Origin of the sequence: Streptomyces buecherae, from assembly GCF_014295035.1 — a bacterium.
Lineage (GTDB): Bacteria > Actinomycetota > Actinomycetes > Streptomycetales > Streptomycetaceae > Streptomyces > Streptomyces youssoufiensis.
Map to the genome: position 1 here is coordinate 1322066 of NZ_CP060404.1, position 22006 is coordinate 1344071.

Annotated in this window: 17 protein-coding genes and 1 tRNA gene; 9 read left to right on the forward strand and 9 right to left on the reverse strand. The window is 74.7% G+C overall.

Annotated elements, in window-relative coordinates:
• Positions 1 to 40: 40 nt before the first annotated feature.
• Positions 41 to 742, reverse strand: a complete 702-nt coding sequence (locus tag H7H31_RS04985; RefSeq protein ID WP_176164841.1) for a histidine phosphatase family protein — start codon at positions 740 to 742, stop codon at positions 41 to 43.
• A gap of 64 nt (positions 743 to 806) precedes the next feature.
• On the opposite strand from H7H31_RS04985, the gene corA reads away from it, so the two are divergent.
• Complete coding sequence (gene corA / locus H7H31_RS04990; protein WP_187063150.1) at positions 807 to 1799, forward strand: magnesium/cobalt transporter CorA; 993 nt, start codon at positions 807 to 809, stop codon at positions 1797 to 1799.
• A gap of 53 nt (positions 1800 to 1852) precedes the next feature.
• Here the strand turns inward: corA and H7H31_RS04995 are convergent, their stop codons facing one another.
• Together H7H31_RS04995 and H7H31_RS05000 are read right to left on the reverse strand one after the other, a co-directional pair.
• Positions 1853 to 2638, reverse strand: a complete 786-nt coding sequence (locus H7H31_RS04995) for a ferritin-like domain-containing protein (protein WP_187063152.1) — start codon at positions 2636 to 2638, stop codon at positions 1853 to 1855.
• Between the two features lie 247 nt (positions 2639 to 2885).
• On the reverse strand, positions 2886 to 3935 hold the full coding sequence (locus tag H7H31_RS05000; RefSeq protein WP_187063155.1) for an LLM class F420-dependent oxidoreductase: 1050 nt from the start codon (positions 3933 to 3935) through the stop codon (positions 2886 to 2888).
• A gap of 127 nt (positions 3936 to 4062) precedes the next feature.
• Between H7H31_RS05000 and H7H31_RS05005 the strand changes: the two genes are divergently transcribed.
• Both H7H31_RS05005 and H7H31_RS05010 read left to right on the forward strand, forming a co-directional pair.
• Positions 4063 to 5046 carry an aldo/keto reductase gene (locus H7H31_RS05005; RefSeq protein WP_187063148.1) on the forward strand — a complete coding sequence of 328 codons (984 nt, stop codon included), beginning with the start codon at positions 4063 to 4065 and terminating at the stop codon, positions 5044 to 5046.
• The gene (locus H7H31_RS05010; RefSeq protein ID WP_187117787.1) at positions 5043 to 7700 is read left to right on the forward strand and encodes a helix-hairpin-helix domain-containing protein; all 2658 of its coding nucleotides are present in this window, start codon (positions 5043 to 5045) and stop codon (positions 7698 to 7700) included. Before H7H31_RS05005 ends, H7H31_RS05010 begins: the two co-directional genes overlap by 4 nt.
• Before the next feature lie 170 nt (positions 7701 to 7870).
• Here H7H31_RS05010 and H7H31_RS05015 read toward each other — a convergent pair whose 3' ends face one another.
• Positions 7871 to 8548: a hypothetical protein gene (locus H7H31_RS05015; protein ID WP_187061704.1), complete on the reverse strand. Its 678-nt coding sequence runs from the start codon at positions 8546 to 8548 to the stop codon at positions 7871 to 7873.
• A 47-nt stretch (positions 8549 to 8595) separates the two neighbouring features.
• Between H7H31_RS05015 and H7H31_RS05020 the strand changes: the two genes are divergently transcribed.
• Positions 8596 to 8784: a DUF5703 family protein gene (locus tag H7H31_RS05020; protein WP_014059547.1), complete on the forward strand. Its 189-nt coding sequence runs from the start codon at positions 8596 to 8598 to the stop codon at positions 8782 to 8784.
• Between the two features lie 125 nt (positions 8785 to 8909).
• Here H7H31_RS05020 and H7H31_RS05025 read toward each other — a convergent pair whose 3' ends face one another.
• From H7H31_RS05025 to H7H31_RS05035, 3 genes are all read right to left on the reverse strand, one after another.
• Positions 8910 to 9830 carry a chaplin gene (locus tag H7H31_RS05025; RefSeq protein WP_187061705.1) on the reverse strand — a complete coding sequence of 307 codons (921 nt, stop codon included), beginning with the start codon at positions 9828 to 9830 and terminating at the stop codon, positions 8910 to 8912.
• Positions 9831 to 9971: 141 nt separating this feature from the next.
• A complete protein-coding gene (gene chpH, locus H7H31_RS05030) occupies positions 9972 to 10205 on the reverse strand; it encodes a chaplin ChpH (protein ID WP_187061706.1) in 234 nt (77 codons plus the stop codon).
• A 203-nt stretch (positions 10206 to 10408) separates the two neighbouring features.
• On the reverse strand, positions 10409 to 11746 hold the full coding sequence (locus tag H7H31_RS05035; RefSeq protein ID WP_187061707.1) for a M20/M25/M40 family metallo-hydrolase: 1338 nt from the start codon (positions 11744 to 11746) through the stop codon (positions 10409 to 10411).
• A 234-nt stretch (positions 11747 to 11980) separates the two neighbouring features.
• On the opposite strand from H7H31_RS05035, the gene H7H31_RS05040 reads away from it, so the two are divergent.
• The 3 genes from H7H31_RS05040 to H7H31_RS05050 all read left to right on the forward strand — a co-directional run bounded on the left by H7H31_RS05040 (position 11981) and on the right by H7H31_RS05050 (position 16661).
• Positions 11981 to 12065: transfer RNA gene (locus tag H7H31_RS05040), tRNA-Leu, on the forward strand.
• Between the two features lie 551 nt (positions 12066 to 12616).
• The gene (locus tag H7H31_RS05045; protein WP_232109687.1) at positions 12617 to 14353 is read left to right on the forward strand and encodes an MFS transporter; all 1737 of its coding nucleotides are present in this window, start codon (positions 12617 to 12619) and stop codon (positions 14351 to 14353) included.
• 247 nt (positions 14354 to 14600) lie between these two features.
• On the forward strand, positions 14601 to 16661 hold the full coding sequence (locus H7H31_RS05050) for a GTP-binding protein (RefSeq protein WP_187117788.1): 2061 nt from the start codon (positions 14601 to 14603) through the stop codon (positions 16659 to 16661).
• 115 nt (positions 16662 to 16776) lie between these two features.
• On the opposite strand, the gene H7H31_RS05055 is transcribed toward H7H31_RS05050, so the two are convergent.
• Positions 16777 to 18021, reverse strand: a complete 1245-nt coding sequence (locus H7H31_RS05055; protein WP_187117789.1) for an MFS transporter — start codon at positions 18019 to 18021, stop codon at positions 16777 to 16779.
• 138 nt (positions 18022 to 18159) lie between these two features.
• Here H7H31_RS05055 and H7H31_RS05060 point away from each other — a divergent pair, with 138 nt between their 5' ends.
• Positions 18160 to 19107, forward strand: coding sequence for a LysR family transcriptional regulator (locus H7H31_RS05060; RefSeq protein ID WP_187059799.1), 948 nt, complete (start codon positions 18160 to 18162; stop codon positions 19105 to 19107).
• Between the two features lie 214 nt (positions 19108 to 19321).
• Entirely contained in the window at positions 19322 to 20566 is a 1245-nt protein-coding gene (locus tag H7H31_RS05065; protein ID WP_232109688.1) for a glycoside hydrolase family 26 protein, read from the forward strand.
• Positions 20567 to 20591: 25 nt separating this feature from the next.
• On the opposite strand, the gene H7H31_RS05070 is transcribed toward H7H31_RS05065, so the two are convergent.
• Positions 20592 to 21905, reverse strand: a complete 1314-nt coding sequence (locus H7H31_RS05070) for a GNAT family N-acetyltransferase (RefSeq protein ID WP_232109689.1) — start codon at positions 21903 to 21905, stop codon at positions 20592 to 20594.
• Positions 21906 to 22006 lie beyond the last annotated feature (101 nt).

Here is a 22006-nt window from a genome sequence, read left to right on the forward strand (position 1 = left end):
CACGGTCTCATGCGCGGAACCACCCTACTGCGCGCGGAGATCACGGTGCCCCCGCGCCACCCCCCACCGCGGCGTCCCCGCTCGCGCCCTGCTCCTCGTCCGGTCGCGGCGCGAGCCCCGCGAGGTCGCCGGTGTCGCCGAGCCGGAGCAGGAAGGGGCGCAGCCGGGTGTAGCGGATGGCGGTCACGGAGCAGGGCTCGACGGAGATCCGTTGGAAGAGGTCGAGGTGCATGCCGAGGGCGTCGGCGACGAGCGACTTGATGATGTCGCCGTGCGAGCACATGACGTAGAGGGCGTCCTCGCCGTGCTCGGCGGCGACCCGGGCGTTCCAGTCGCGCACCGCGTCCACGGCCCGGTTCTGCATGCCCCGCATCGTCTCGCCGTCGGGCCCCGGGAACTCGGCCGCCGACGGGTGCCGCTGCACGACCTCCATCATCGGTTCGCCGGCCAGCTCCGCGAGCTTGCGGCCGGTCCAGTCGCCGTAGTGGCACTCGCCGATCCGCTCGTCGGTGTGCACGCGCAGGCCGGGGCGGGCGGCGACCAGCGGTGCCAGCGTCTCCTGGCAGCGCGGCAGTGGGCTGCACACGGCGGTGGCCAGCGGCAGTTCCGCCAGGCGTGCGGGCAGGCCGGCGGCCTGGGCCAGGCCCCGCCCGTCGAGCGTCACACCGGGCGCCCAGCCGGCGAGGACTCCCGAGGTGTTGGCGGTGGACCGGCCGTGCCGGATCAGGATCAGCGTGGGCATGCCTGAAAGCGTACGACCTGCCTCGTGGGCACTCACCATGCATACCTGACGCAGGGCGGGAAGTATTTCCGACGTGATCGTGGACTGTGCCATCTACCGTGACGGGCGCCGCACACCCGGGCCCGCCGACTTCTCCGACGCCATCGAGGAGGCGCGGGCGAGAGGTAACGCGTTCTTGTGGATCGGCCTGTACGAGCCGACCGCCGCCGAGTTCGACCAGGTCACCAGCGAGTTCGGGCTGCACCCACTGGCCGTGGAGGACGCGCTGCGCGCCCACCAGCGGCCCAAGCTGGAGGTGTACGACGACTCGCTGTTCCTGGTGCTCAAGCCGATCCAGTACGACGAGGAGACCACGACGGTGATCACCGGGGAGGTGATGATCTTCATCGGCGACTGCTTCGTGGTGACCGTACGGCACGGCGAGGCCAACCCGCTCGGCAGCGTGCGCAGCCGCCTTGAGCGCACCCCGGCGGTGCTGCAACACGGCCCGACGGCGGTGATGTACGCCGTCTCGGACGCGGTCGTCGACCACTACCTGGAGGTCGCCGACGCGCTCCACACCGACCTGGACGCGCTGGAGGCCGAGGTCTTCACGCCCGACGGCGCGGGCAGGGGCGACTCGGCCGGCCGGATCTACGCCTTCAAGCGCAAGGTCCTGGAGTTCCGGCGGGCCACCGCTCCGCTCACCGAGCCGATGGCGCGGCTCGCGGGCGCCACCGTCCCCTTCGTGCACCGCCACTCGCAGCCGTTCTTCCGCGACGTCAGCGACCACCTGACGCGCACCAACGACCACGTGGACAACCTCGACCGGCTGCTGTCCGACATCCTGGCGGCGCACCTGGCGCAGATGGGCGTGCGGCAGAACGACGACATGCGCAAGATCTCCGCGTGGGCCGCGATGGCCGCCGTGCCCACCATGGTCGCCGGGATCTACGGCATGAACTTCGAGCACATGCCGGAGTTGCGGCAGACGTGGGGTTACCCCGCCGTCCTCGTGCTGCTGGTGGTCTCGATGGTCGTACTGCACCGGCTGTTCAAGCGGCGCGGCTGGTTGTGAGGCCGGGGGGCGGCCGGCGGCCCGGTCAGGCGGGCGGGCGTCCGGGCGTAGGGTCAGGCGAACTCGGGCGCCGTCGCGGGCCCGCCCAGCGCGTCGCGCCGCTCGGGCATCCGCAGGCAGATCATGCGCCGCCAGCCGCCGGCCGCCTCGTACCCGTACATCCCGTGCACGCCCGCGGCCAGCAGCGCGCTCCTGGCCCTCGGCCAGCCCAGCAGGCGTCCCATGTGGCCCATCACCGCGAGGCTCACCCCGCGGTGGACCCGGATCTCCGCGCGGGCGCTCTTCCGCAGCAGGGCCTGGATCATGCGGCCGTAACCGGCCGCGGCCAGTCGGAGCAACTCCTCGTGGCAGTAGGCGAGGTGGTTGTCCTCGTCGTCGGAGATCATGCTGACCGCGCGGCCGACGTCGGGGTGGTCGGCGAAGTGCCGGCGCAGCAGCCGCATCTGCTCGGAGGCGCGCTGCTCGGTGACCCGGCTGTGGGCGAGGTAGGCGACGATGTCGCGCTCGGTCAGCGGTTCGTCGCGGCGCAGCTTGTCGTGCGCGAGGCCGATGCCCTGGCGTTCGAGGAGCATCGTGTAGTCGGTCTCGGGTGGCACGGCCACCGGTTCCAGGCCGCGCTTGCGCAGCAGCGCCCGGAAGACGCGGCCGTGCTTGTCCTCGTCCGCGCCGTGCCGTGCGATCTTCGCCGCCATCGCGCGCTCCCGCTCGGGCACGAGCGCGGCGATGCGGGCGTTCTCCCAGCCGCCCTGGGACTCGCCGCTGGCCGCGATGGAGCAGAAGAGCCGGAAGGAGTCGTCGTTGTCGAGGATCTCCTGGAAGACACCGCGGGCCGAGAGCATCATCGCCACCTCCGTCGAGCGACACGCGCCACATGCGTGGAGAACCAGTCGAATGCCGCGTGCCACGGGGAGCAACAGGTGCCGTGGGCATCTGGGCCACTCGGGTGACGGGACGGCCCCCCGGTGCCCGTAACCGCGTCGCCGGGTGGGGCGTTGTCCTCCGTGACGGCCGTGGCGGGGAAGACCCCCGAGCCCCCACCACGGCCGCGACCCTTTTCCGGTTCTCCTGCCCTCGCCGCCGCGGGGCTCAGGCCAGGCCGGCGCGCTCCAGCGCCTCGACGCCCGCCCGCAGGCCGGCGACCCGCTCCTCCAGCGTGAAGCCCGCGGGCGCCAGCGACAGCGTGGTCACCCCGGCCTCGGCGTAGGCCCGCATCCGGTCGGCGATCCGCTCGACGGGTCCGACCAGCGCGGTGGCGTCGATCAGCTCGTGCGGCACGGCGGCGGCGGCGCCGTCCTTATCGCCGGCGAGGTACTTCTCCTGGATCTCGGCCGCGGCCTGCTCGTACCCCATGCGCTGGGCGAGCTTGTTGTAGAAGTTCTGCTTGGCGCTGCCCATGCCGCCCACGTACAGCGCGGTGTACGGGCGGAACTGGTCGGCCAGCGCCCGCACGTCGTCGCCGACGGCCAGCGGAACGGTGGGCACCAGGTCGAACCCGGTCAGGTCCTTGCCCACCTTGGCGCGGCCCGCCCGCAGCGCGCCGAGCGTGGTCTCCTCGGCGTGCTCGGGGGCGAAGAAGACCAGCAGCGCGCCGTCGGCGATCTCGCCGGTCTGCTCCAGGTTCTTCGGGCCGATGGCGGCGATGTAGAGCGGGATGCGCTCGCGCACCGGGTGCACGGTCAGCTTGAGGGCCTTGCCGGGGCCGTCCGGCAGCGGCAGCGTCCAGTGCTGGCCCTCGTGGCGCAGCGGCGTACGCTCCATCGCCTTGCGGATGATCTCCACGTACTCCCGGGTGCGGGCCAGCGGCTTGTCGAACCTCACGCCGTACCAGCCCTCGGAGACCTGCGGGCCCGAGACGCCGAGGCCGAGCCGGAACCGGCCGCCGGAGAGCGAGTCCAGGGTGGCGGCGGTCATGGCGGTCATCGCGGGGGTGCGCGCCGGGATCTGGAAGATGGCCGAGCCGACGTCGATCCGCTCGGTCTGCGCGGCGACCCAGGAGAGCACGGTGGCCACGTCGGACCCGTACGCCTCGGCCGCCCAGCACACGGAGTACCCGAGCCGATCCGCCTCCTGCGCGACGGCGAGGTTGTCCGCGTCCATTCCCGCACCCCAGTAGCCGAGGTTGATGCCGAGCCGCATGCCACTCCCCTTACCCATCAGTAACGTCCCTACGGCGGGGACTCTAGCGCGCATATGTCCACCGCGGCAGTGTTGGCTTATCCACAGGCCACCACGGGCCGTGGCCAGGCCAGTAATGTCAGCGCTCATGGAGCAGAGGCACCTCGGCCGTACGGGCCTGCGCGTATCCCGGATCGGGCTCGGCACGCTCACCTGGGGCCGGGACACCGACGAGCACGATGCGGCGGACCAGCTCAAGACGTTCTGGGACGCGGGCGGCACGCTCGTGGACACCGCCGACGTGTACGCCGACGGCAGCGCCGAGTACCTGCTGGGCCAGTTGCTCGACGGCCTGGTGCCGCGCCGCGACCTGCTCATCGCGACCAAGGCGGGCAGCGTGCCCGATCCGGACCGCCGCTTCGACGGCTCCCGTGGCCACCTGCTGGCGGCCCTCGACGCCTCGCTCGAACGCCTGGGGACCGACTACGTGGACCTGTGGCAGATCCACGCGTACGACGCGACGACCCCCCTCGAGGAGACCCTGCAGGCCCTGGACATCGCGGTCAGCAGCGGCCGGGCGCGCTACGCCGGGGTGTCCAACTTCTGCGGCTGGCAGCTCGCCAAGGCGGCCACCTGGCAACTCGCGTCGGCGGGTCCGCGGACCCGGCTGGCCAGCACGCAGATGGAGTACTCGCTGCTCCAGCGCGGCATCGAGCGCGAGGTGCTGCCCGCCGCCCTGGACCTCGGCATCGGGCTGCTGCCGTCCTCGCCGCTGGGCCGGGGTGTGCTGACGGGCAAGTACCGGCACGCGACGCCGGCGGACTCGCGGGGCGCGTCGGAGCACATGGCGCCGTTCGTCGCCCCGTATCTGGACGACGCGGCCAGCCGGATCGTCGACGCGGTCTCGATCGCCGCCGACGGGCTGGCCGCCACCGCGCTCCAGGTGGCCCTCGCCTGGGTGCGGGACCGCCCGGGAGTGGCCGCCCCGATCGTCGGCGCGCGCACCGCGCAGCAGCTCAGGGCGGCTTTGTCAGTGGAGGCGCTTACGCTTCCAGACGAGATTCGCCAGGCGCTGGACGACGTGTCAGCGCCCGTGCACCGCTATCCCGATCACGACTGGAGCACGCTGTGAGTTCCGACCGCCCCGCGGGCGAGGCCGCTTCCCCCACCACGGGAGACCCCGCACCGCGCGAGGACGCCACCGCTCCGGCCCCCTCGCCGGACCACCCCGAGGCCCCCGCGGACCCGGCCCCCGCGACGGCTCCGCGAGGTCAGGCCGAGCGCCCCGGCGAGCCCGAGGCGGGCGAGGCCACGGCCGACCCGGACACCACGGCGGACCAGCACCCGGCACCGCCGGCCGAGGCGGCGCGCGAGGCGGAGCCCACGAGCGAGACCGGCGCGCCGCCACGTGAGGCGGAGCCGACGAGCGAGACCGACGCGCAACCGCGCGAGGCGGGCGAGGCGGGCCCGGAGGCGGAATCCGCCGCCGAGACCGCGGGCAGCGCGCGGGTCGCGGCGCCGAGCGCGGGCGAGGCCGGCGCCGGTGGGTCCACCGGCGGCGGGAAGCGGTCGGCCGCGGCCGAGGCGCTGGCCGCCGCGGTGCGCGCCGTCGAGCGGGGCGAGGCCGACGCCGCCTCGTTCTTCACCAGCGCGCGAGGCAGGTCGACGGCGGCCCGACCCGGCGGCGCGCGACCGGCCTCCCCCGGGCACGCCACGCCGACCCCGGGCGACCCGCAGGCGGCCACCCCGCACGCCGCCGGTCCCGCGGGTCCGGCCGGCGGCGCCCCGACGGCCCCGTTGGGTGGTGCCGGTTCGGGCGGAGCGCCTGCTCCCGGGCCGGCCCCGACCGCCACGGCGGGGGCGCCGGCCGCTGCCGGACCCGGAGCCGGCCCGTCCGGTGTCGGCTCACCGGCCGGTGGAGCCGGTGGTGCGCGGGTGCCGTCGGCGGGCGGGCCGGCGGAGCTGGACGAGATTCGCCAGGTGCTGGCCGCCGGCGGCGCGCCACCGCACCTCGCCGAACAGGTCGTACGCGCCCTGGGCGAGGGGGCCGGCCCCGTCCTGCGGGACGATCCGTGGCAGTTGCTCGCCGTCCCCGGGGTGCGCCCCGAGCAGGCGGACGGCTTCGCGCGGGCCCTGCTCGGCCCGGACTGCGGCCCGGGCGACGAGCGCCGCTCCCGGGCGCTGGTGACCTGGCTGTTGGAGCGCGCGGCGCTCGAAGGCCACACGGCCCGCGAGTCGGCCACGCTGCGCGACGCGCTCGCCCAGCACGCCGTGCCGGACCCGGACGAGGCCCTGCGCGACGCCGTGGCGGAGGGCGTGGTGCTGGTCTTCCAGGACGCCCTGGAGACCCCGGGGGCGGCCCCGGCCGCCGAGGACAATGAGGCCGAACAGCCTGTCCGCGTGCTGCTGGGCCTCGACCGGTACGCACTGGCCGAGGAGAGCCTGGCCGACGGCCTGGCCCGAGTGGTCAACACCTTCGAACCGGACGCCGCCGCCGACTCCGCGCCCGGCGCGCGGCCCGAGACCGACGCGGCCCCCGAGAGCGACGCGGCTCGCGAGAGCGGTGCGGAGCCCGAGGCGGAGGCGGCCGGCCCGGTTGCCGACTGGGAGGCGCTGGCCGACGCCGCCCCCTCGCCGTCGGCCGCCGAGCTGGTCAGGGCCGCCGCGGGGCACGGGCTCGTGACGCACAGCGGGGGTGAGAGCGCCCGGGCCGAGGCCGTGGCCCTGGTCGCCGCCGCGCACGCGCGCGGCCTGCGCGCCTACGCCGCCGCGCACACGGACGACGGCCGCCGGCGGCTCGGCGCGGCGCTGGCGGACAGCGGCCTGCCCGCCGCGCTGGCGGTCACGGTCGCCGGGCTGCTCACCGGGGCCGAGGGGCCCGGGCGGGACGCGGACGGCGCCTTCCGGCTCGACCTGCTCGCCGTCCTCGACGCTCCCCAGCTCGACGTGGAGGCCGCCGCGGCGCTGGTCGAGTCACTGCCGGACGGCGTGCGGCTGGTGTTCAGCGGCGATCCGGGGGTCCTGTGGTCGGCGGGCGCCGGCCGGGTCTTCGCCGACGTGGTGGCCGCCCGCTCCTGCCCGCAGGTGGTCTCCCGCACGCCCGACCCCGGCCCGATCGGCGAGCTGGTCTCCGGCATCGGGATCGGCGAGCTCTCGCAGGTGGAGGCGCCGGGCAAGGAGGTGGTGATCGTGCCCGTGCGGGACGCGGGCGACGCCGTGCACCGCACCGTGCAGTTGGTCGCGGACTCGGTGCCACGGGCGATCGGCGTGCCCGTACCCGACATCCAGGTCATCACCGTCGGGCACGGCGGCGCGGTCGGTACCCGGGCGCTCAACGCCGCCCTCAAGGAGCGCCTCAACCCCGGCCCCGGCCGGTTCGGCGGCTTCGACCCGGGCGACCGGGTCGCGTACGCGGTGGCCCCGGGGCGCACCGTGACGGGCACGGTGACCGCGGCCGAGCCCGACGGGCTGCGCCTCGACTGCGGGGGCGAGGACGTGCTCGTGCCCCGGGCCCGGGTCGCCGACGCCCTGCGGCCCGGTTGGGCGGTCACGGCCCACCAGGCGGCCGGCCGGCGCTGGCCCGCGACCGTCGTCGTCCTCCCCGGGGACGCGGGCCCGCTGCTCACCCGGGCCTGGGTCTACACGGCGTTCAGCCGTGGCGAGCGGCACCTGTCCGTGGTCCACGGCGCCGGCCCTGCCCTGCCGCACGCGGTGGCCGAGGTCCCGGCCGCCGAGCGTACGACGCGCCTGCGGGCCCTGCTGCGGGCCCAGAACGCGACGGCCTGACCCGCGCGACGCACCGCCGGACGCCGCGCCGCCGGGCGGCGCGCAGCGCCTGGGGCCGCCCCGGCCGACCGCCGCGAAAGCCCGCCCCGGCCTCCTGGCTGGGCCCCCGGTTCGCCGGGGGCCCGATGCGGCTGGGCCGGCCCGTGCGGGGCCGGCTCGTGCGGGGCGGGTCAGGGCTCGGGGTCGATGAGCTCCAGGTCGTCGTCGGCGTCGTCGGGCTCCTCGTCGAAGACCGCGCTCACGTCGAAGCGGCACACGATCCGCTGCGGGTCCGCGTGGTCGAACGGCGCCGCCAGCCACTCCCCCGGGTCGGCGGGCTCGTCCGCGGCGGCCACCCACAGCGTCGAATCGCCCTCCTCAAGGCCGAACTCCTTGTGCCGGGAGGCGATTTCATCGGGTTCGTACTCGCCGAAGAGAACGCCGAGCGCGGCGTGCACGCTGCTGCCGGCGGCCGCCGCCGCGCCCTTGCCGGGCAGGCCGTTGACGGACGCCCCGTCCGGGTCGAGGTCGGCGATCCGCTGGGCCTGCGAGAGCAGCCGCTGCGGCTCCGCCACCGCGTAGTCCCGGCGGATCAGCACGCTGAGGGCGCTCGGTTCCTCCGGCCCGTCGTACGCGGGCAGGGAGTCGTCGCCGGGGATCTCGAAGGGCGTGACTTCGTCGTACGCGTCGTAGAGGAGTTCGTCATAGGTCTCGGCAGCCGCGGCCAGTTCGTTGAACGCGGCGTAGACGGCCGGGTCGTCCCCGCCGACCCGCCGCTCGACGGCATCGAGGTGCCGGTCCAGTGCGGCTTTGACCGCTTCGGCGGCGGCGCGTACCTCGGCAGCGGATGGCTGCGCAGCATCAGACATAGTGCAGACGCTATCCGTACCAGGCCAGTTCCCGCACAATAGATGCGATGCCGGAATACGAATTCTGCGATGTGTATGTGCCTCGGGGGGTATCCCGCAAGGCCACGACCCGCTTGCTGACCGATCACGCCGAGTACGGACACTGGGAGTTGGACCGCCTACGGCTCAACCCCGACGGCAGCCGCAGAGTGCGGCTGCGCCGCCGGATCATCCGGCAACTCCGCGCTACCTGGTAGAGCGGCGCGGGCCCCGTACGGACGGGGCCCGCGCCGCTCACGAGCCGTGCCTGCCGGCGGGCGGCGCCCGCCCGGGGCGCCGGCGCGCTCGGTCGACCAGCACCGGACGCCGTGCGCCTCGGCCGCTAGGCGGTGCGGGTGGTGCGGGCCCTGCGGTAGAGCACCGTGCCGGCGAGCAGCAGACCGGCGCTGGCGGGCAGGGCGATGGCCAGGGTCCCGGCGCCCGTCTCGGCGAGTTGCTCGGCGGTCTCGGCGACCACCCGCTCGACGGGTCCGGCGGAGCGCTCGGAGCGGGACGCGGGCAGTTCCTCGCCACGCTCCATGTGCGTCTCAGTCCCCGACGGCGTCTCGACCCGGGGTGCCGGCGGTTGCTCGGCGCGCGGCTTCTCCGTGGGCCCCGGCTTGTCCCCGGGCTCGGGCCGCGGTTCGGGCTTCGGCTGCGGCTTCGGCGACGTCACCTCCTCGCGCTCACGCTCGCGCGTGGGCGGCTGGTGCGGCTCCTCGTGGGAGGCGGGGCCGGTCACGTTGCCGCACTTGTTGCGGACGGCCGGGTTCAGCAGTCCGACGACGTTGACGGTGTTGCCGCACACGTTCGCCGGCACGTGCACCGGCACCTGGACGTTGTTGCCCGAGCCGACGCCGGGCGAGCCGTGCGCCCCGCCGACCGCCTGGGCTCCCCCGCCGGAGCGGGTGGTCTCGCGGCGCTCACCCGAGGTGCCCTTCCCCGCGGGCTTGGGCTGCCGAGCTCCGGTGGCCTTGCCGGCGTCGCCCGCCCGGCCCGCGTTGCTCTTGGCGGCGTGGCCGTCCACGTTGGCGCACCTGTTGCCGACGGCCGGGTTGAGCGCACCCACGACGTCGACGGTGTTGCCGCACGCGTTGATCGGGACGTGCACTGGTACCTGCACGTTGTTGCCCGACAGGACGCCCGGTGAGTTCGAACTGGAGCCGTGGGCGGCCGAGTCCGCGTGTGCGTAGCCGCTTGCCACGGCGAGCACGCCGCCGGCTGCGGCCATGGTGATCAGGCCCTTCTTCGCGACCTGTCGCATAGGTTTGGTTCCCCTGATTCTTGCCGTCCGGAATACGCGAGTGCGCGACCGCGCCCGCGCCAATGCCCAGCGGCCCCGGAGTGCATGGCGCGCACTCCGGGGCCGCCCGGGTCTCACCCCCTACGGGAGTGAGTCATCACGTCACTTGTTGATGCAGGTGTTGCCCACGGCGGGGTTCAGCAGCCCGATCACGTTGACCGTGTTACCGCACACGTTCACCGGCACGTGGACAGGCACCTGGACGTTGTTGCCCGACAACACGCCGGGAGAGCCGACAGCGGCACCCTGGGCGCCCGAGTCGGCGGCGGCAACGCCCGCGCCAGCGAGCAGCAGACCACCAGTGGCAGCCGCAGCGGCGACGACCTTCTTGATCATTTTTCCTCCTTGTTGGCAATGCGGCCCCAGCCGCGGACCGCACACCCTGTAACGAAGAGGAGGTAATCGAGCAACGCGTCAAACAGGGCGTTCACTCTTCTCAGTTAACGCCCCGAGCGTCACTTGCGGAACGCGCCGATGCCGGACCCACCGGTGCCGTCCCGTCAGCGGTGGCCGCCCACGCCGTGGGCGGCCACCCACGTTCAGCAGGCGTCGATGAACCGGTCGAGCACCCGGACGCCGAACTGGAGCCCGTCCACCGGAACCCGCTCGTCCACGCCGTGGAACATGCCGGCGAAGTCCAGCTCCGGCGGGAGCTTGAGCGGCGCGAAGCCGAAGCCGCGGATGCCCAGGTCGTCGAAGGACTTGGCGTCCGTGCCGGCCGACAGGCAGTAGGGCACGGCCCGCGCGATGGGGTCCTCGGCGCGCAGCGCGGTCTGCATGGCCTCGACCAGCGCCCCGTCGAAGGTGGTCTCCAGGGCCTTGTCCGCGTGCACGTCCTCGCGCTTGACCCGCGGCCCCAGGATGCGGTCGAGGTCGGCGAGGAACTCCTCCTCGAACCCCGGCAGGAAGCGGCCGTCCACGTGGGCGGTGGCCTGCCCGGGGATCACGTTGACCTTGTAACCGGAGCCGAGCATGGTCGGGTTGGCGGTGTTCCGCAGCGTCGCCCCGATGATCTTCGCGAGGCTGCCGAGCTTCTCCAGCGTGGCGTCCATGTCCTCGGGGTCGAGCGGGACGCCCAGGGCGTCGGAGAGCTCGTCCAGGAAGGAGCGGACGGTCTTGGTGACCCGTACCGGGAACTCGTGCCGGCCCAGCCGGGCCACCGCCTCGCTCAGCTCGGTGATCGCGTTGTCCTTGTGGATCATCGAACCGTGGCCCGCCGTGCCGTCCACGGTGAGCTTCATCCAGTGCATGCCCTTCTGGGCCGTCTCCACCAGGTAGAGCCGCAGGTTCTCGTTGACGGTCAGCGAGAAGCCGCCCACCTCGCTGATCGCCTCGTTGACGCCCTCGAAGAGGCCGGGGTGCTTGTCCACCAGGTAGCGCGCCCCGTACGTGCCGCCCGCCTCCTCGTCCGCCAGGAAGGCGAGAACGATGTCGCGCGGGGGCTTGCGCCCAGTACGCAGCCGGTCGCGCACGACCGCGAGGGTCATCGCGTCCATGTCCTTCATGTCCACGGCGCCGCGGCCCCAGACGCAGCCGTCGGCGATCTCCCCGGAGAAGGGGTCGTGCGTCCAGTCGGCGGCGTTGGCCGGGACGACGTCGGTGTGCCCGTGGATCAGCAGTGCGGGGCGCGAGGGGTCCTCGCCCTCGATGCGCGCGACGGTGGAGGCCCGCCCCGGATGCGACTCGAAGATCTGTGGTTCCAGGCCGACCTCGGCGAGCTTCTCGGCGACGTACTCGGCGGCGGCGCGCTCACCGGGTCCGGAGTGGTCGCCGTAGTTGCTGGTATCGATGCGGATCAGGTCCCGGCACAGGTCGACGACCTCGTTCTCACCGGTGACGGTGGTGGAACCGGTCCCTGCCGGGTTCGACTCGCTCACGCTGCCTCCTCGTCGTTCGTGACGCCGCGCGCTGCCCGCCCCGGGCGGGAGCCACCCGTGGCGTGGTCCGCCGTCCATACTCCCGCGCCGGCCCGCCCAGCCCAAGGCGGTAATGCCGCTGACACGTCCTCGTCACACCCCTCCGGGGGCGACCGGCCGTGTGATCGAGCACGCCTGGATGTTTGCTATGGTTTTCCACGTCGGAACGGGCACCGCCCAGCCGACAGACACCTGGTCCGGGTGGCGGAATGGCAGACGCGCTAGCTTGAGGTGCTAGTGCCCTTTATCGGGCGTGGGGGTTCAAGTCCCCCCTCGGACACTCGCGAGAACCCCAGTTGAACTGGGGTTTTTCTGCTTTTCGGGCGCCAGCGCGCCCCGCCGTGTGACCAGCGGCCGGACGGAGCGAACGGCCGGGCCTGGTCGCCCGGGATTTCGGCCACGGCGGTGTGGAGATCTCCTGTGCCCGTGGCTCGGCCCGCGGCGACGGGGGGCGTCCTTCAAGGTGGCCGTCGTGCCAGGTGGGCCGGTGCGGGGCGGTGCCCGGCGGTGGACCGGCGGGCCTGTCGGGGGTAACCGGGGCGCTTGTTCGGCGAGTTGTCGCCGGGCGGCGCTGTGCTAGCGTCGAAGGCCGCCTTGAAGCCGGAATCGGTGCGGCGGGTCCCGGGGGGACCGGGTCGATGACAAGGGAAGACCTCGGGGAAGACTGGGGAGAGAACCGCAGTGACCACCGACGGCCCGGCCCGGGCCGACGCCAGCGACGGCGATGCCGCCGCCGATATGACCACGACGGGTAATCAACCGATCAGGCAGCGCGACGCCGCGGGCGCCCACGGAACGGGGGCGCGGATGAGAGCCGGTGTGATGCGCCTCATGTCGCACCCGGTGGGCGCCTCACTGGCGCTGGCCGCGGTGCTGCACCTGCTGTGGGTGCTGTTGATCGCCAACAGCGGTGGCGACCTCGCCGCGCAGGACGCGTGGGCGACGTTCGCGACGGAGCACCCGGGGTACGCCTACAACTTCGCCTGGTTCGGCGGCATGCACCCGGTCTCGTACAGCGTCATCTCGCCCTACCTGATGGCGGGGATCGGCGTGCGGACCACGATGGTGATCGCCGGCACGCTGTCCGCCGGGCTCATCGCGCTGCTGCTGGTGCGCAGCCGTGCCGTGCGGCGGCCGATGCTGCCCGCGTTGTACGGGGCGGTGGCGTTGACCTTCAACGCGGCCTCGGGGCGGGTGACGTTCGGGCTTGGCCTGATGTTCGGGCTCGCCGCGGTCGCGGTGGTCTTCGCCTGGCCGCGCCGGTGGCGCGGCGCGCGCTGGTCGCACCGGCTGGCGCGGGGCGGGGCGGCGGCGCTGCTGTCCGCGCTCGCGACCATGGCCAGCCCGGTGGCCGGGCTGTACGTGGGCATCGTGGCCGCCGCGCTGTGGCTGACCAAGCGGCGGATGGCCGCCTACGCGCTCGGCGTGACGCCGTCGGTGGTGGTGGCGCTGTCGGCCTGGTTGTTCCCGTTCTCGGGGACGATGCCGATGAACTTCTCCTCGACGTTCGTGCCGTTCCTGAGCGCCGCCGCGGCGTACTTCTTCGCGCCGAAGCAGTGGCGCACGGTGCGGGTGGCCGCGCTGCTGTACGGGCTCGCGGTGGTGTTGGTCTGGGCGATCCCCTCCCAGATCGGGTCCAACATCACCCGGTTCGGCATGATCTTCGGCGGTGTGGTGCTGCTCGCGATGGTGCCGCCGTTCGCGATGCCGCGGCTGAGCCTGTCGCGGGCGCTGAGCCGCAAGTGGGCGGCGCTGACGGTGGCCATCGCGGTGGTCACCATCGGGCAGGCTTCCCAGTCGACCGCCGACGTCATCAAGACCACGCCGTCGCAGTCCTGGTCGCGCGAGTTGGAGCCGCTGCTCGACCAGTTGGACCGGGCGGGCGCGGAGCGCGGTCGGGTCGAGGTGATCCCCGCCCGCAGCCACGTCGAGTCCTCCACCATCGCCCCGCACTACAACCTGGCCCGTGGCTGGAACCGGCAGGCGGACAAGGGGCGCAACCCGATCTTCTACGAGGAGGGGCGGCTCACGCCGGACAGCTACCGCGCCTGGCTCGGGCGGTGGGCGGTGCACTTCGTCGTGCTGCCGACCAGGGACCGGCTCGACGGGGCGGGCGAGGCGGAGGCCGAACTCGTGGCTGCCGGCCAGCCGTACCTGGACGAGGTGTGGTCCGACGCGAACTGGAAGCTGTACCGGGTCAAGGACCCCACGCCGCTGGCCGACGGCGCGGCCACCGTGCGGCGGGCGGCGGCCGAGGAGCTGACCATCGAGGTGGCCAAGCCGGGCCCGGTCCTGCTGCGCGTCCCGTACTCGCCCTGGCTCGGCCTGATAGACGGCGAGGGCAAGAACGTGGAGCCGCCGCGCGCCGGCGCGGACGGATCGCCTCCGGTGAACGTCGAGGGCTGCCTGACCAAGGAGGTCCAGGAGACGCCGGAGGGCGAGCCGGAGGACGAGTGGACGGTGCTGCACGCGCCGGCGCCCGGCACGTACCACATCGGCGGGCGCTACAAGTTCCCGCGTGGGACGGCCTGCCCGGACGGGCTGCTGGAGGCCCGGTCGAACCGGTAGCGGCGGTCGGCGCGGCCAGGCGGAGCAGGAGTGGGAAGTGAGCGGGGCCCCGTGCGCGGGGCCCCTTTCGCGTTGCCGGGGGTGGGGCCGGGGCGTAAATGGGATGCCCGACGGGGTGGGGCGGTGTCAGAATGCGCCGGCGTCCCCGTCCGGCGGACGCGGCACTTCCAAGGAGCGCAGATGCGGCGAGTTTTCGGAATCTCCCAGGTCCCCTATCTGACGAGTGTTTCCGAGGACTTCGCCACCCATGACCACCCTGAACATCGGCATCCTGGCCCACGTTGACGCGGGCAAGACCAGTCTGACCGAGCGGCTGCTGTTCGACGCCGGCAGCATCGACCGGCTCGGCAGCGTGGACGCCGGGGACACCCAGACCGACACCGGCGCCATCGAGCGCCAGCGCGGCATCACCGTACGGACGGCCGTCGCGCCCTTCCTGGTGGGCGACCGCCAGGTGAACGTGATCGACACTCCGGGGCACCCGGACTTCATCGCCGAGGTGGAGCGGGCGCTCGCGGTGCTCGACGGGGCGGTGCTCGTGCTCTCCGCGGTGGAGGGCGTACAGCCGCAGACCCGTGTCCTGATGCGGACGCTGCGCGCGCTCCGTCTGCCCACCCTGGTGTTCGTCAACAAGATCGACCGCACCGGCGCGCGCGAGGGCCAGTTGCTCGCGGGCATCCGTCGCAAGCTGTCGCCGCGGGTCGTGGCGTTGAGCGAGGTGCGGGTCGCCGGGAGCCGGCGGGCCCGTGCCGAGCCGCGTGCGCTGGAGTCGGCCGCCGTCGTGGCGGAGCTGGCCGAGGTGCTGGCCGAGCACGACGAGGGGTTGCTGGCGCGGCTCGTGGACGGCGGGGAGCCGCCGTCGCCCGACGAGGTGCGCGCGGCGCTGGTCGCGCAGACGGCCGCAGGTCTGGCGCACCCGCTCTACTTCGGCTCGGCGCTGACCGGGCAGGGCGTGGCCGCGCTGGTCGAGGGCATCGTGGGGCTGTTGCCGGCGGCGCCCGAGCCGCGGGCCGGGGAGGCGGTGCGGGGCACGGTCTTCGCCGTCGAGCGCGGCGCGGGCGGCGCGAAGGTGTGTTACGTACGGATGCGCGCCGGGTCCCTGCGGCGCGGTCAGCGGGTGAGCCTGCACCGCGCCGGGCCGGGCGGTGGGGCCGTCGAACGGCCGGGCCGTGTCACCGCGTTGGAGGTCGTCAGGGCGGGGCCCACGCGGCCCGGGGCGGCCGGGCGGGGCCGGGGCGACGGGGCGTACGCCATGGACGGCGGTGACATCGCGCGGGTGTGGGGGTTGGCCGAGGCGCGGGTGGGCGACCAGCTCGGGCACCCCGCCGCGACGGGCGCGGGCACGCCGCCGGTGACCGCCTTCCGGTTTCCGCCGCCGGCCCTGGAGGCGGTGGCCGTGCCGCGCGAGCCGGGGCAGGGCCCCCGGCTGCACGCCGCGCTGACGGCGCTCGCCGACCAGGACCCGCTGATCGGCGCGCGCACGGTGCCGGGTCGGGGCACGGCGGTACTGCTCTACGGGGAGGTGCAGAAGGAGGTCATCGCGGCGACGCTCAGCCGCGACTTCGGCGTCGAGGCGGAGTTCGAGCCGAGCCGGGTGCGCTACCTGGAGCGGCCGGTGGGCCGGGCGGAGGCGTACGAGGGGATGGGCGACCGCGAGGAGACGCTGTTCTGGGCGTCCGTCGGGCTGCGCGTGGAGCCCGGGGAGCCGGGGTCGGGCGTGAGCTACCGGCTCGGGGTCGAGCTGGGCTCGCTGCCGCTGGCCTTCCACCGCGCGGTGGAGTCGGCCGTGCGGGACACCCTGGAGCAGGGGGTGCACGGGTGGCCGGTGACCGACTGCGTGGTCACGTTGTACCGGTGCGGCTTCGACAGCGTGCTGAGCACGGCCGCCGACTTCCGCAAGCTGACGCCGCTGGTGCTGATGCGGGCCGTCGCCGGGGCGGGCTGCCGGGTCTACGAGCCGTACCACGCCTTCGAGTTGGAGCTTCCGCAGGCGGATCTGCCGGCGGCGTTGGCGCTGCTCGCGGCGCGGGGGGCCGAGGTCGTGGAGTCGGGGCCCGCCGCCACGGGCGACGCGGGGCCGGGCGGGGCGGGGGCCGGGGCGTGGCGCGTGCGCGGGGCGCTTCCCGCGCGGGCGGTGGACGCGGTCCAGCGGCGGCTGCCGGGGCTGACGAGTGGCGAGGGCGTCTGGTGGTCGCGCCCGTCGGGCGACCGGGCGGTGACCGGGGCGGCGCCGCGCCGCGCGCGTACGGACGGCGATCCGCTGGACCGCGCCGCCTACCTGCGGCACCTGGCGCTGCGTGAGCGGTAGGCGTACGGGGGCGGCCCGGGCTCCGGGCCGCCGGCGCGGAGCCCGGGTATGCGGGGGGCCGGTGTGCGGAGCCGGGCCGGCGTGCGGGTCGGGGGCGGTGTGCGGGGGCCGGTGGTCAGGCGTCGGTGCGGGCCGGTGTCGGCTCCGGTCGTGGCGGGTGGGGGGTGCGGGGCAGCAGGAGGGGGGTGGCCAGGGCGAGCAGGCCCGTGACGGTGAGGGCGGTGCGCGGGTCGGTGTGGCTCGCGAGCAGGCCGCCGAGGGCGGTGCACAGGGCGATGGCCGCCTGCTGGCCGATGGACCAGGCCGACAGGGTGCGAGCGACGAGGTGCCCGGGCGTGTGGGCGAGCCGGTAGGTGGCGAGGACCGGGGTGTACAGGCTCATGTTGACGATGATCGCCAGCTCGACGGCGATCACGGTGACCAGGCCGACGACGCCGGGGCCGACGAAGGCCAGGCCGATCAGCCAGACGACGCGCAGGGTGCCGACGGTCCGGAAGACGGCGTGCTGGCCGTGGCGGGCCACGACCCGGTGGGCCAGCCGGGAGCCGACGAGGCCGCCGAGGCAGGGGGCGGCGAAGGAGAGGGCGTACTGCCAGGGGGCGAACCCGAGGTCGCGCAGGAGGAGCACGGCCAGCAGCGGTTCGGTGGCCATGACGAGGCCGGCGACGAACAGGTTGTTGAGGTAGAGCGCCCGCAGGACGGGGTCGGCCGCGATGTGGCGCCAGCCGTCCAGGACGGTGCCGGCGCGCGGTGGGCTCGCGGTGGTGGGGCGCGGCGGCTGTTCCCGGCCGCCCGTCGCGGTGACGCACAGCGCGGACAGGAGGTAGCTGACCGCGTCGGCGACCACGGTGGCGACCGGCCCGAACAGGCCGATCGCGGCCCCGCCCAGCGGTGGCCCGACCGCGATGGAGCTCCAGTTCGTGGACTCGAACCGGGCGTTGGCCACCAGCAGGTCGGCCGGCCGGAGCAGCGCCTTGAGGTAGGCGCCGCTGGCCGCGTTGAAGGCGATCCTGGTGGCGGCGACCACCGCCGAGACCACCAGGAGCTGGGCCAGGCTCAGCCAGCCGACGGCGTAGCCGACCGGGATCGTGGCCAAGGCCGCGCACCGGACCAGGTCCATCGCGATCATGACCGGGCGCTTGCGCCGGAACTCCACCCACGGTGCGAGCGGCACCGCGAGCAGGGCGCCCACCGCCGGCCCGACCGCGGACAGCGCGGACACCTCGGCGGGGCTGGCCTCCAACACCAACACGGCGATCAGCGGGAGGGCCCCGAAACCCAGCCCCGACCCGTAGGCGCTCATCGCGTACGCCGCCCACAGCCAGCCGAACCGCCGGCCCAGCCGTCCTGCGCCCACCATGGTCCGCGCGCCCCTTGAGGTCTCGACCCAACAAACCGACGTTGCCGCGCAGGAGCTAAGCGAGACACTCCACAGCAGGTCAAACAACTGCCCTGGGGGCGGCTCACAACCGTTCGTTGTTCATTAGGGTGGGCCGGCGTGGACCTCGAAGCCGTACGTACCTTCGTCGCCGTCGCGGCGGCGGGCCAGTTCCAGGAAGCCGCCGCCGAGCTGTCGGTCACCCAGCAGGCCGTCTCCAAGCGCGTCGCCACGCTGGAGAAGGGGCTCGGCGTGCGCCTGTTCACCCGCACCGCGCGCGGGGCCCGGCTCACCGTCGACGGCCAGGCGTTCCTGCCGCACGCCCGGGAACTGCTCCGGGTGGCGGAGCGGGCCGACGCGTCCGTACGGCCGGGGCGGCGGGCGCTGCGGATCGACGTGGTCAACCGGCGGATCGTGACCGCCGGGCTGCTCCAGGACTTCTACCGCACGCGGCCGGCGATCGCCCTGGACGTGGTGACCCTGGACGCCGACGTGGACGGCGCGATCGCCGCCGTCGAAGCGGGAACGGTCGACGCCACGTTCCACGCCGTCCCGCCCCGGCAGCACCTGCCGGAGGGCATCAGGTCGGCCCAACTGATCCACGAGCCGCACCAGTTGCTCGTCGGGCCGCGGCACCCGCTGGCCGGCGCACGGGCCCTGACGCCCGGGCAACTCGTCGGGCGGCGCATCTGGATGCCGGGCCTCGACGCCCGTGGCGAGGTGGCCGCCTACTACGACGAGCTGTCCGCCGCCTTCGGCCTCACGATCGACGTGGTGGGGCCGGTCTTCGGGAACGAGACGCTGCTCGCGGAGATCGCCGACTCGGCGGACCTGTCGACCCTGGTCGGCGAGGGCTCGCGGTACCTGTGGCCGGACAGCTACGACCTGCGGCGGATTCCGATACGCGACCCGGCGCCGCTCTACCCGCTGTCCCTGATCTGGCGCGCCGACAACCCGCACCCCGGGCTCGGCGAGTTGCGCGGCTACCTCCACTCCAGGCGAACGCACGCGCCCGACGCCCATGTCTGGCTCCCGACCTGGGACGCGCCGGCGGCCCGGAGGCCGTAGCCGAGCGGCGCACGGCGGGCACCGGCCCGCGCCCGGCGGGTGACGTGCGGGCGCCGGGTGCGGGCGCCCCGGGTGCGGGCGACCCGGGTGCGGGCCGGCGCGGCGTGGTGGTGGGGCGCGGGCGAGGTTTCGGGGCCCGCGTGGGCGTGGAATACCTGAGCCTCATCGCAGGTCGGTTGGGCGTCCCCGGGTCGCGGGGCGCGGAGGGAGCGCCATGGTCATCCGACGTCGGAGGACGGCGAGCGCCATCGGGGCCACCGCCGTCGGCGCCGCGGTACTGCTCGCCGGCCTGGCCACGGGGGTCAACGGCGGTGACGAAACGGCGAGTTCGCCCCCCTCCCCCGCCACCGCGGCGCACCGGCAGGCGGCGAGCGAGCCGCCCGCGCCGGCGCCCGCCACCCCCTCGGAGTCGGCCGCCCCAACGGCGCCCCCCGGCGCCTCGGACGCCGTGGCTCCCATGGGCGCGTTCCTCGGCTCCGGGCCCGAGGCGCTACGGCGGATGACTGAATTCCAGCAGTGGCTGGGCGGGCCGACCCTGCGCGTCGGGCACACGTACCTCCCCGGCGACCTGTGGTCCAACATCGAGGGGCGGCCGGAGTTCCTGCGGCCCTGGACCGAGTGGCGGCGGGCCGATCCCGCGCGCCTCCTCGTGCTCAACGTGCCGATGCTGGAGCGCAACGAGGCGGGCGTTCCCGACCACGAGGTGCGGGCGCTGTTGCGGCGGGGCGCCGACGGCGCGTTCGACCGGCACTTCCGCACGCTGGCGCGGCGCCTGGTGCGGCTGGGGGCGCCCGACACGGTCATCGTGCTCGGCTGGGAGATGAACGGCGTGACGTACACCGGCCGGTGCGCGCCCGACCCACCGGCGTGGCGGGCGTACTGGCGGCGCGTCGTCACCGCGATGCGGGCGGTGCCGGGGCAGCGGCTGCGCTTCGACTTCGCGCCCAGTCGCGGGGAGGACGCCATCGGGTGGACCGCCTGCTACCCGGGCGACGACGTGGTGGACATCCTCGGCATGGACTCCTACGACCAGCCCCCGGGCGAGGACTTCGCGGACTACGTGAACCAGCCGTACGGGCTGCGCCACCAGGTCGAGTTCGCCGCGGCGCACGGGAAGCCGATCTCGTACCCGGAGTGGGGGCTCTTCCGCAACGGTGACAACCCGGCGTTCGTGCGGGGGATGTTGGAGTGGATGGCGGCGCATCCGCCCGTCTACCAGACGATCACGGACTACTGCCCGCACGGGGTCTGGGAGTGCGGCCGGAGCCCGAGGTCGACCGAGGCGTTCCGGAGGGAGCTGGCCACTGCGGCGGCGGCCCCGGGCACGGCCCGGCCCGCCACGCCCACCGTCACGCCCTCCGCCTGGTCCACCGACCGGCCCACGGCTGCGCCAGGCCAGGACCGTGGCCCGGAGCCGGACCCGGAACCAGACCGGGACCCGGGCCCGGACGGGCGGTAGGGCGAGCCGTCGGGGCGGGCGTGGGTCAGCGCGGCGGGCCGCCGGCGCGCCGGCCGCGCAGGCGCGTCCGCCAGGCGAGCAGGATCGGCAGCCTGGTGCGGGCGAGGTCCGCGAGCGCGGCGCGCCCCGCGAGGTGGCCGGCGCGCAGCCACAGCGCCGGGGCGAGGTGGCGGCGGGCCAGCAGCAGGCGCTGGTTGACGACGGTCTCCGGCCGCCAGTGCCGCTTGTACGGCTCGTCGCCGCGCAGCAGGCTCAGCACGCGGCGGCCGGTGGCGGTGGCGCGGGCGGCGTCCTGGCGCAGCAGCATGGTGGCGATGTCCACCTTGGCGCGGGCCTCGGGGTGCGCGCCGTAGAGGTAGCCGCCCGCCAGGTGGCGGGAGAACAGCGTGACCTCGCTGACCAGCACCAGGTCGCCGAGCCGGTACTCGGTCAGGGCGGCGTCGCCGGTGCGCGCCAACTGGCGGGTGGCGCGGGCCAGGTGTTCCGCGAAGCGGGGGCGCAGGTGCTCGGGGGTGACGCCACGGCCCTGCCACTGCTGGCCGTGCAGGGCGAGCATGGTGGCCACGGCGCCGGGCACCTCGTGTTCGGCCACGGCGCGGTGGCTGATGCCGAGTTCGTCGATCCGGCGCAGCTTGCGGCGCGCGTTGCGCGCGCTCGCGCCGGAGAGCCTGCGCAGCAGGTCGTCCATGGGCACGCCGGGCAGTTCCAGGCACACGGAGTCGGCGCGCCGACGCACCGGGCCGCGCCAGCGCTCGACCACGCGCTCCGCAGCCGCCCCGGGGCGCACCTCGCGAAGCTCGACCAGCGCGGTGCGGGCCAGGCGGCGCAGCCCGGCGGCGAGCGCGTCGGCGGCCTGCGGGCAGCGGTCGTCGAGGAGGACGTCGCAGAAGTCGGAGATGTCGAGGCCGAGCGGGAGCAGCGTGGGCAACGGACGGTAGCGGAGCATCAGCGGCGCCACGGCCACGAGTTCCCGGGCCGGCGCGGCGGCCGTACCACCGGACGTGCCGCCGGACGTAGCGGCCGGCGCGGTGACGGGTGCGCCGGACGCGCGGACCGACTCGGGCGGCTGTGACGGCTCGGGCGATGCCAGCGGCTCCGGCGGCTCGGGCGGCTGTGACGGCTCGGGCGACGCCGGCAGCCCCGGCGGCTCGCGGTGGACCAGCACCAGGCGCAGCCGGCCGCGTCGGCCGTACGAGAGCCACCAGGAGTGGAGCCAGGCGTGGCTCTGGAACGGGGTGGCGGCGGCGCACCGCCGGTACAGGTCGTCCCACGCGTCGGCCAACGCCCCGAACCGCTCCGCGTCGCGGCAGACGGTGACGACGAGGCGTCCGGGCGGCACGGGGGGCGTGAGTGTGGGGGGTGCGGTGGAAGTGGGGAGCGCGGTGGCCGCGTCGGGTGGGGTGGTTTCCGTCGTGGCCGGTGCCGGGGGTGCGGGTGGCT

What these genes read in the sequence shown, in the direction of transcription:
- H7H31_RS05045 (WP_232109687.1), top strand. Translation starts at nt 12,617, where the DNA reads ATGTCGCACCCGGTGGGCGCCTCACTGGCGCTGGCCGCGGTGCTGCAC.
- H7H31_RS05025 (WP_187061705.1), bottom strand. Translation starts at nt 9,830, where the DNA reads ATGCGACAGGTCGCGAAGAAGGGCCTGATCACCATGGCCGCAGCCGGC.
- H7H31_RS05005 (WP_187063148.1), top strand. Translation starts at nt 4,063, where the DNA reads ATGGAGCAGAGGCACCTCGGCCGTACGGGCCTGCGCGTATCCCGGATC.
- H7H31_RS05015 (WP_187061704.1), bottom strand. Translation starts at nt 8,548, where the DNA reads ATGTCTGATGCTGCGCAGCCATCCGCTGCCGAGGTACGCGCCGCCGCC.
- H7H31_RS04985 (WP_176164841.1), bottom strand. Translation starts at nt 742, where the DNA reads ATGCCCACGCTGATCCTGATCCGGCACGGCCGGTCCACCGCCAACACC.
- H7H31_RS05000 (WP_187063155.1), bottom strand. Translation starts at nt 3,935, where the DNA reads ATGCGGCTCGGCATCAACCTCGGCTACTGGGGTGCGGGAATGGACGCG.
- H7H31_RS04995 (WP_187063152.1), bottom strand. Translation starts at nt 2,638, where the DNA reads ATGCTCTCGGCCCGCGGTGTCTTCCAGGAGATCCTCGACAACGACGAC.
- H7H31_RS05050 (WP_187117788.1), top strand. Translation starts at nt 14,601, where the DNA reads ATGACCACCCTGAACATCGGCATCCTGGCCCACGTTGACGCGGGCAAG.
- H7H31_RS05055 (WP_187117789.1), bottom strand. Translation starts at nt 18,021, where the DNA reads ATGGTGGGCGCAGGACGGCTGGGCCGGCGGTTCGGCTGGCTGTGGGCG.
- chpH (WP_187061706.1), bottom strand. Translation starts at nt 10,205, where the DNA reads ATGATCAAGAAGGTCGTCGCCGCTGCGGCTGCCACTGGTGGTCTGCTG.
- H7H31_RS05020 (WP_014059547.1), top strand. Translation starts at nt 8,596, where the DNA reads ATGCCGGAATACGAATTCTGCGATGTGTATGTGCCTCGGGGGGTATCC.
- H7H31_RS05065 (WP_232109688.1), top strand. Translation starts at nt 19,322, where the DNA reads ATGGTCATCCGACGTCGGAGGACGGCGAGCGCCATCGGGGCCACCGCC.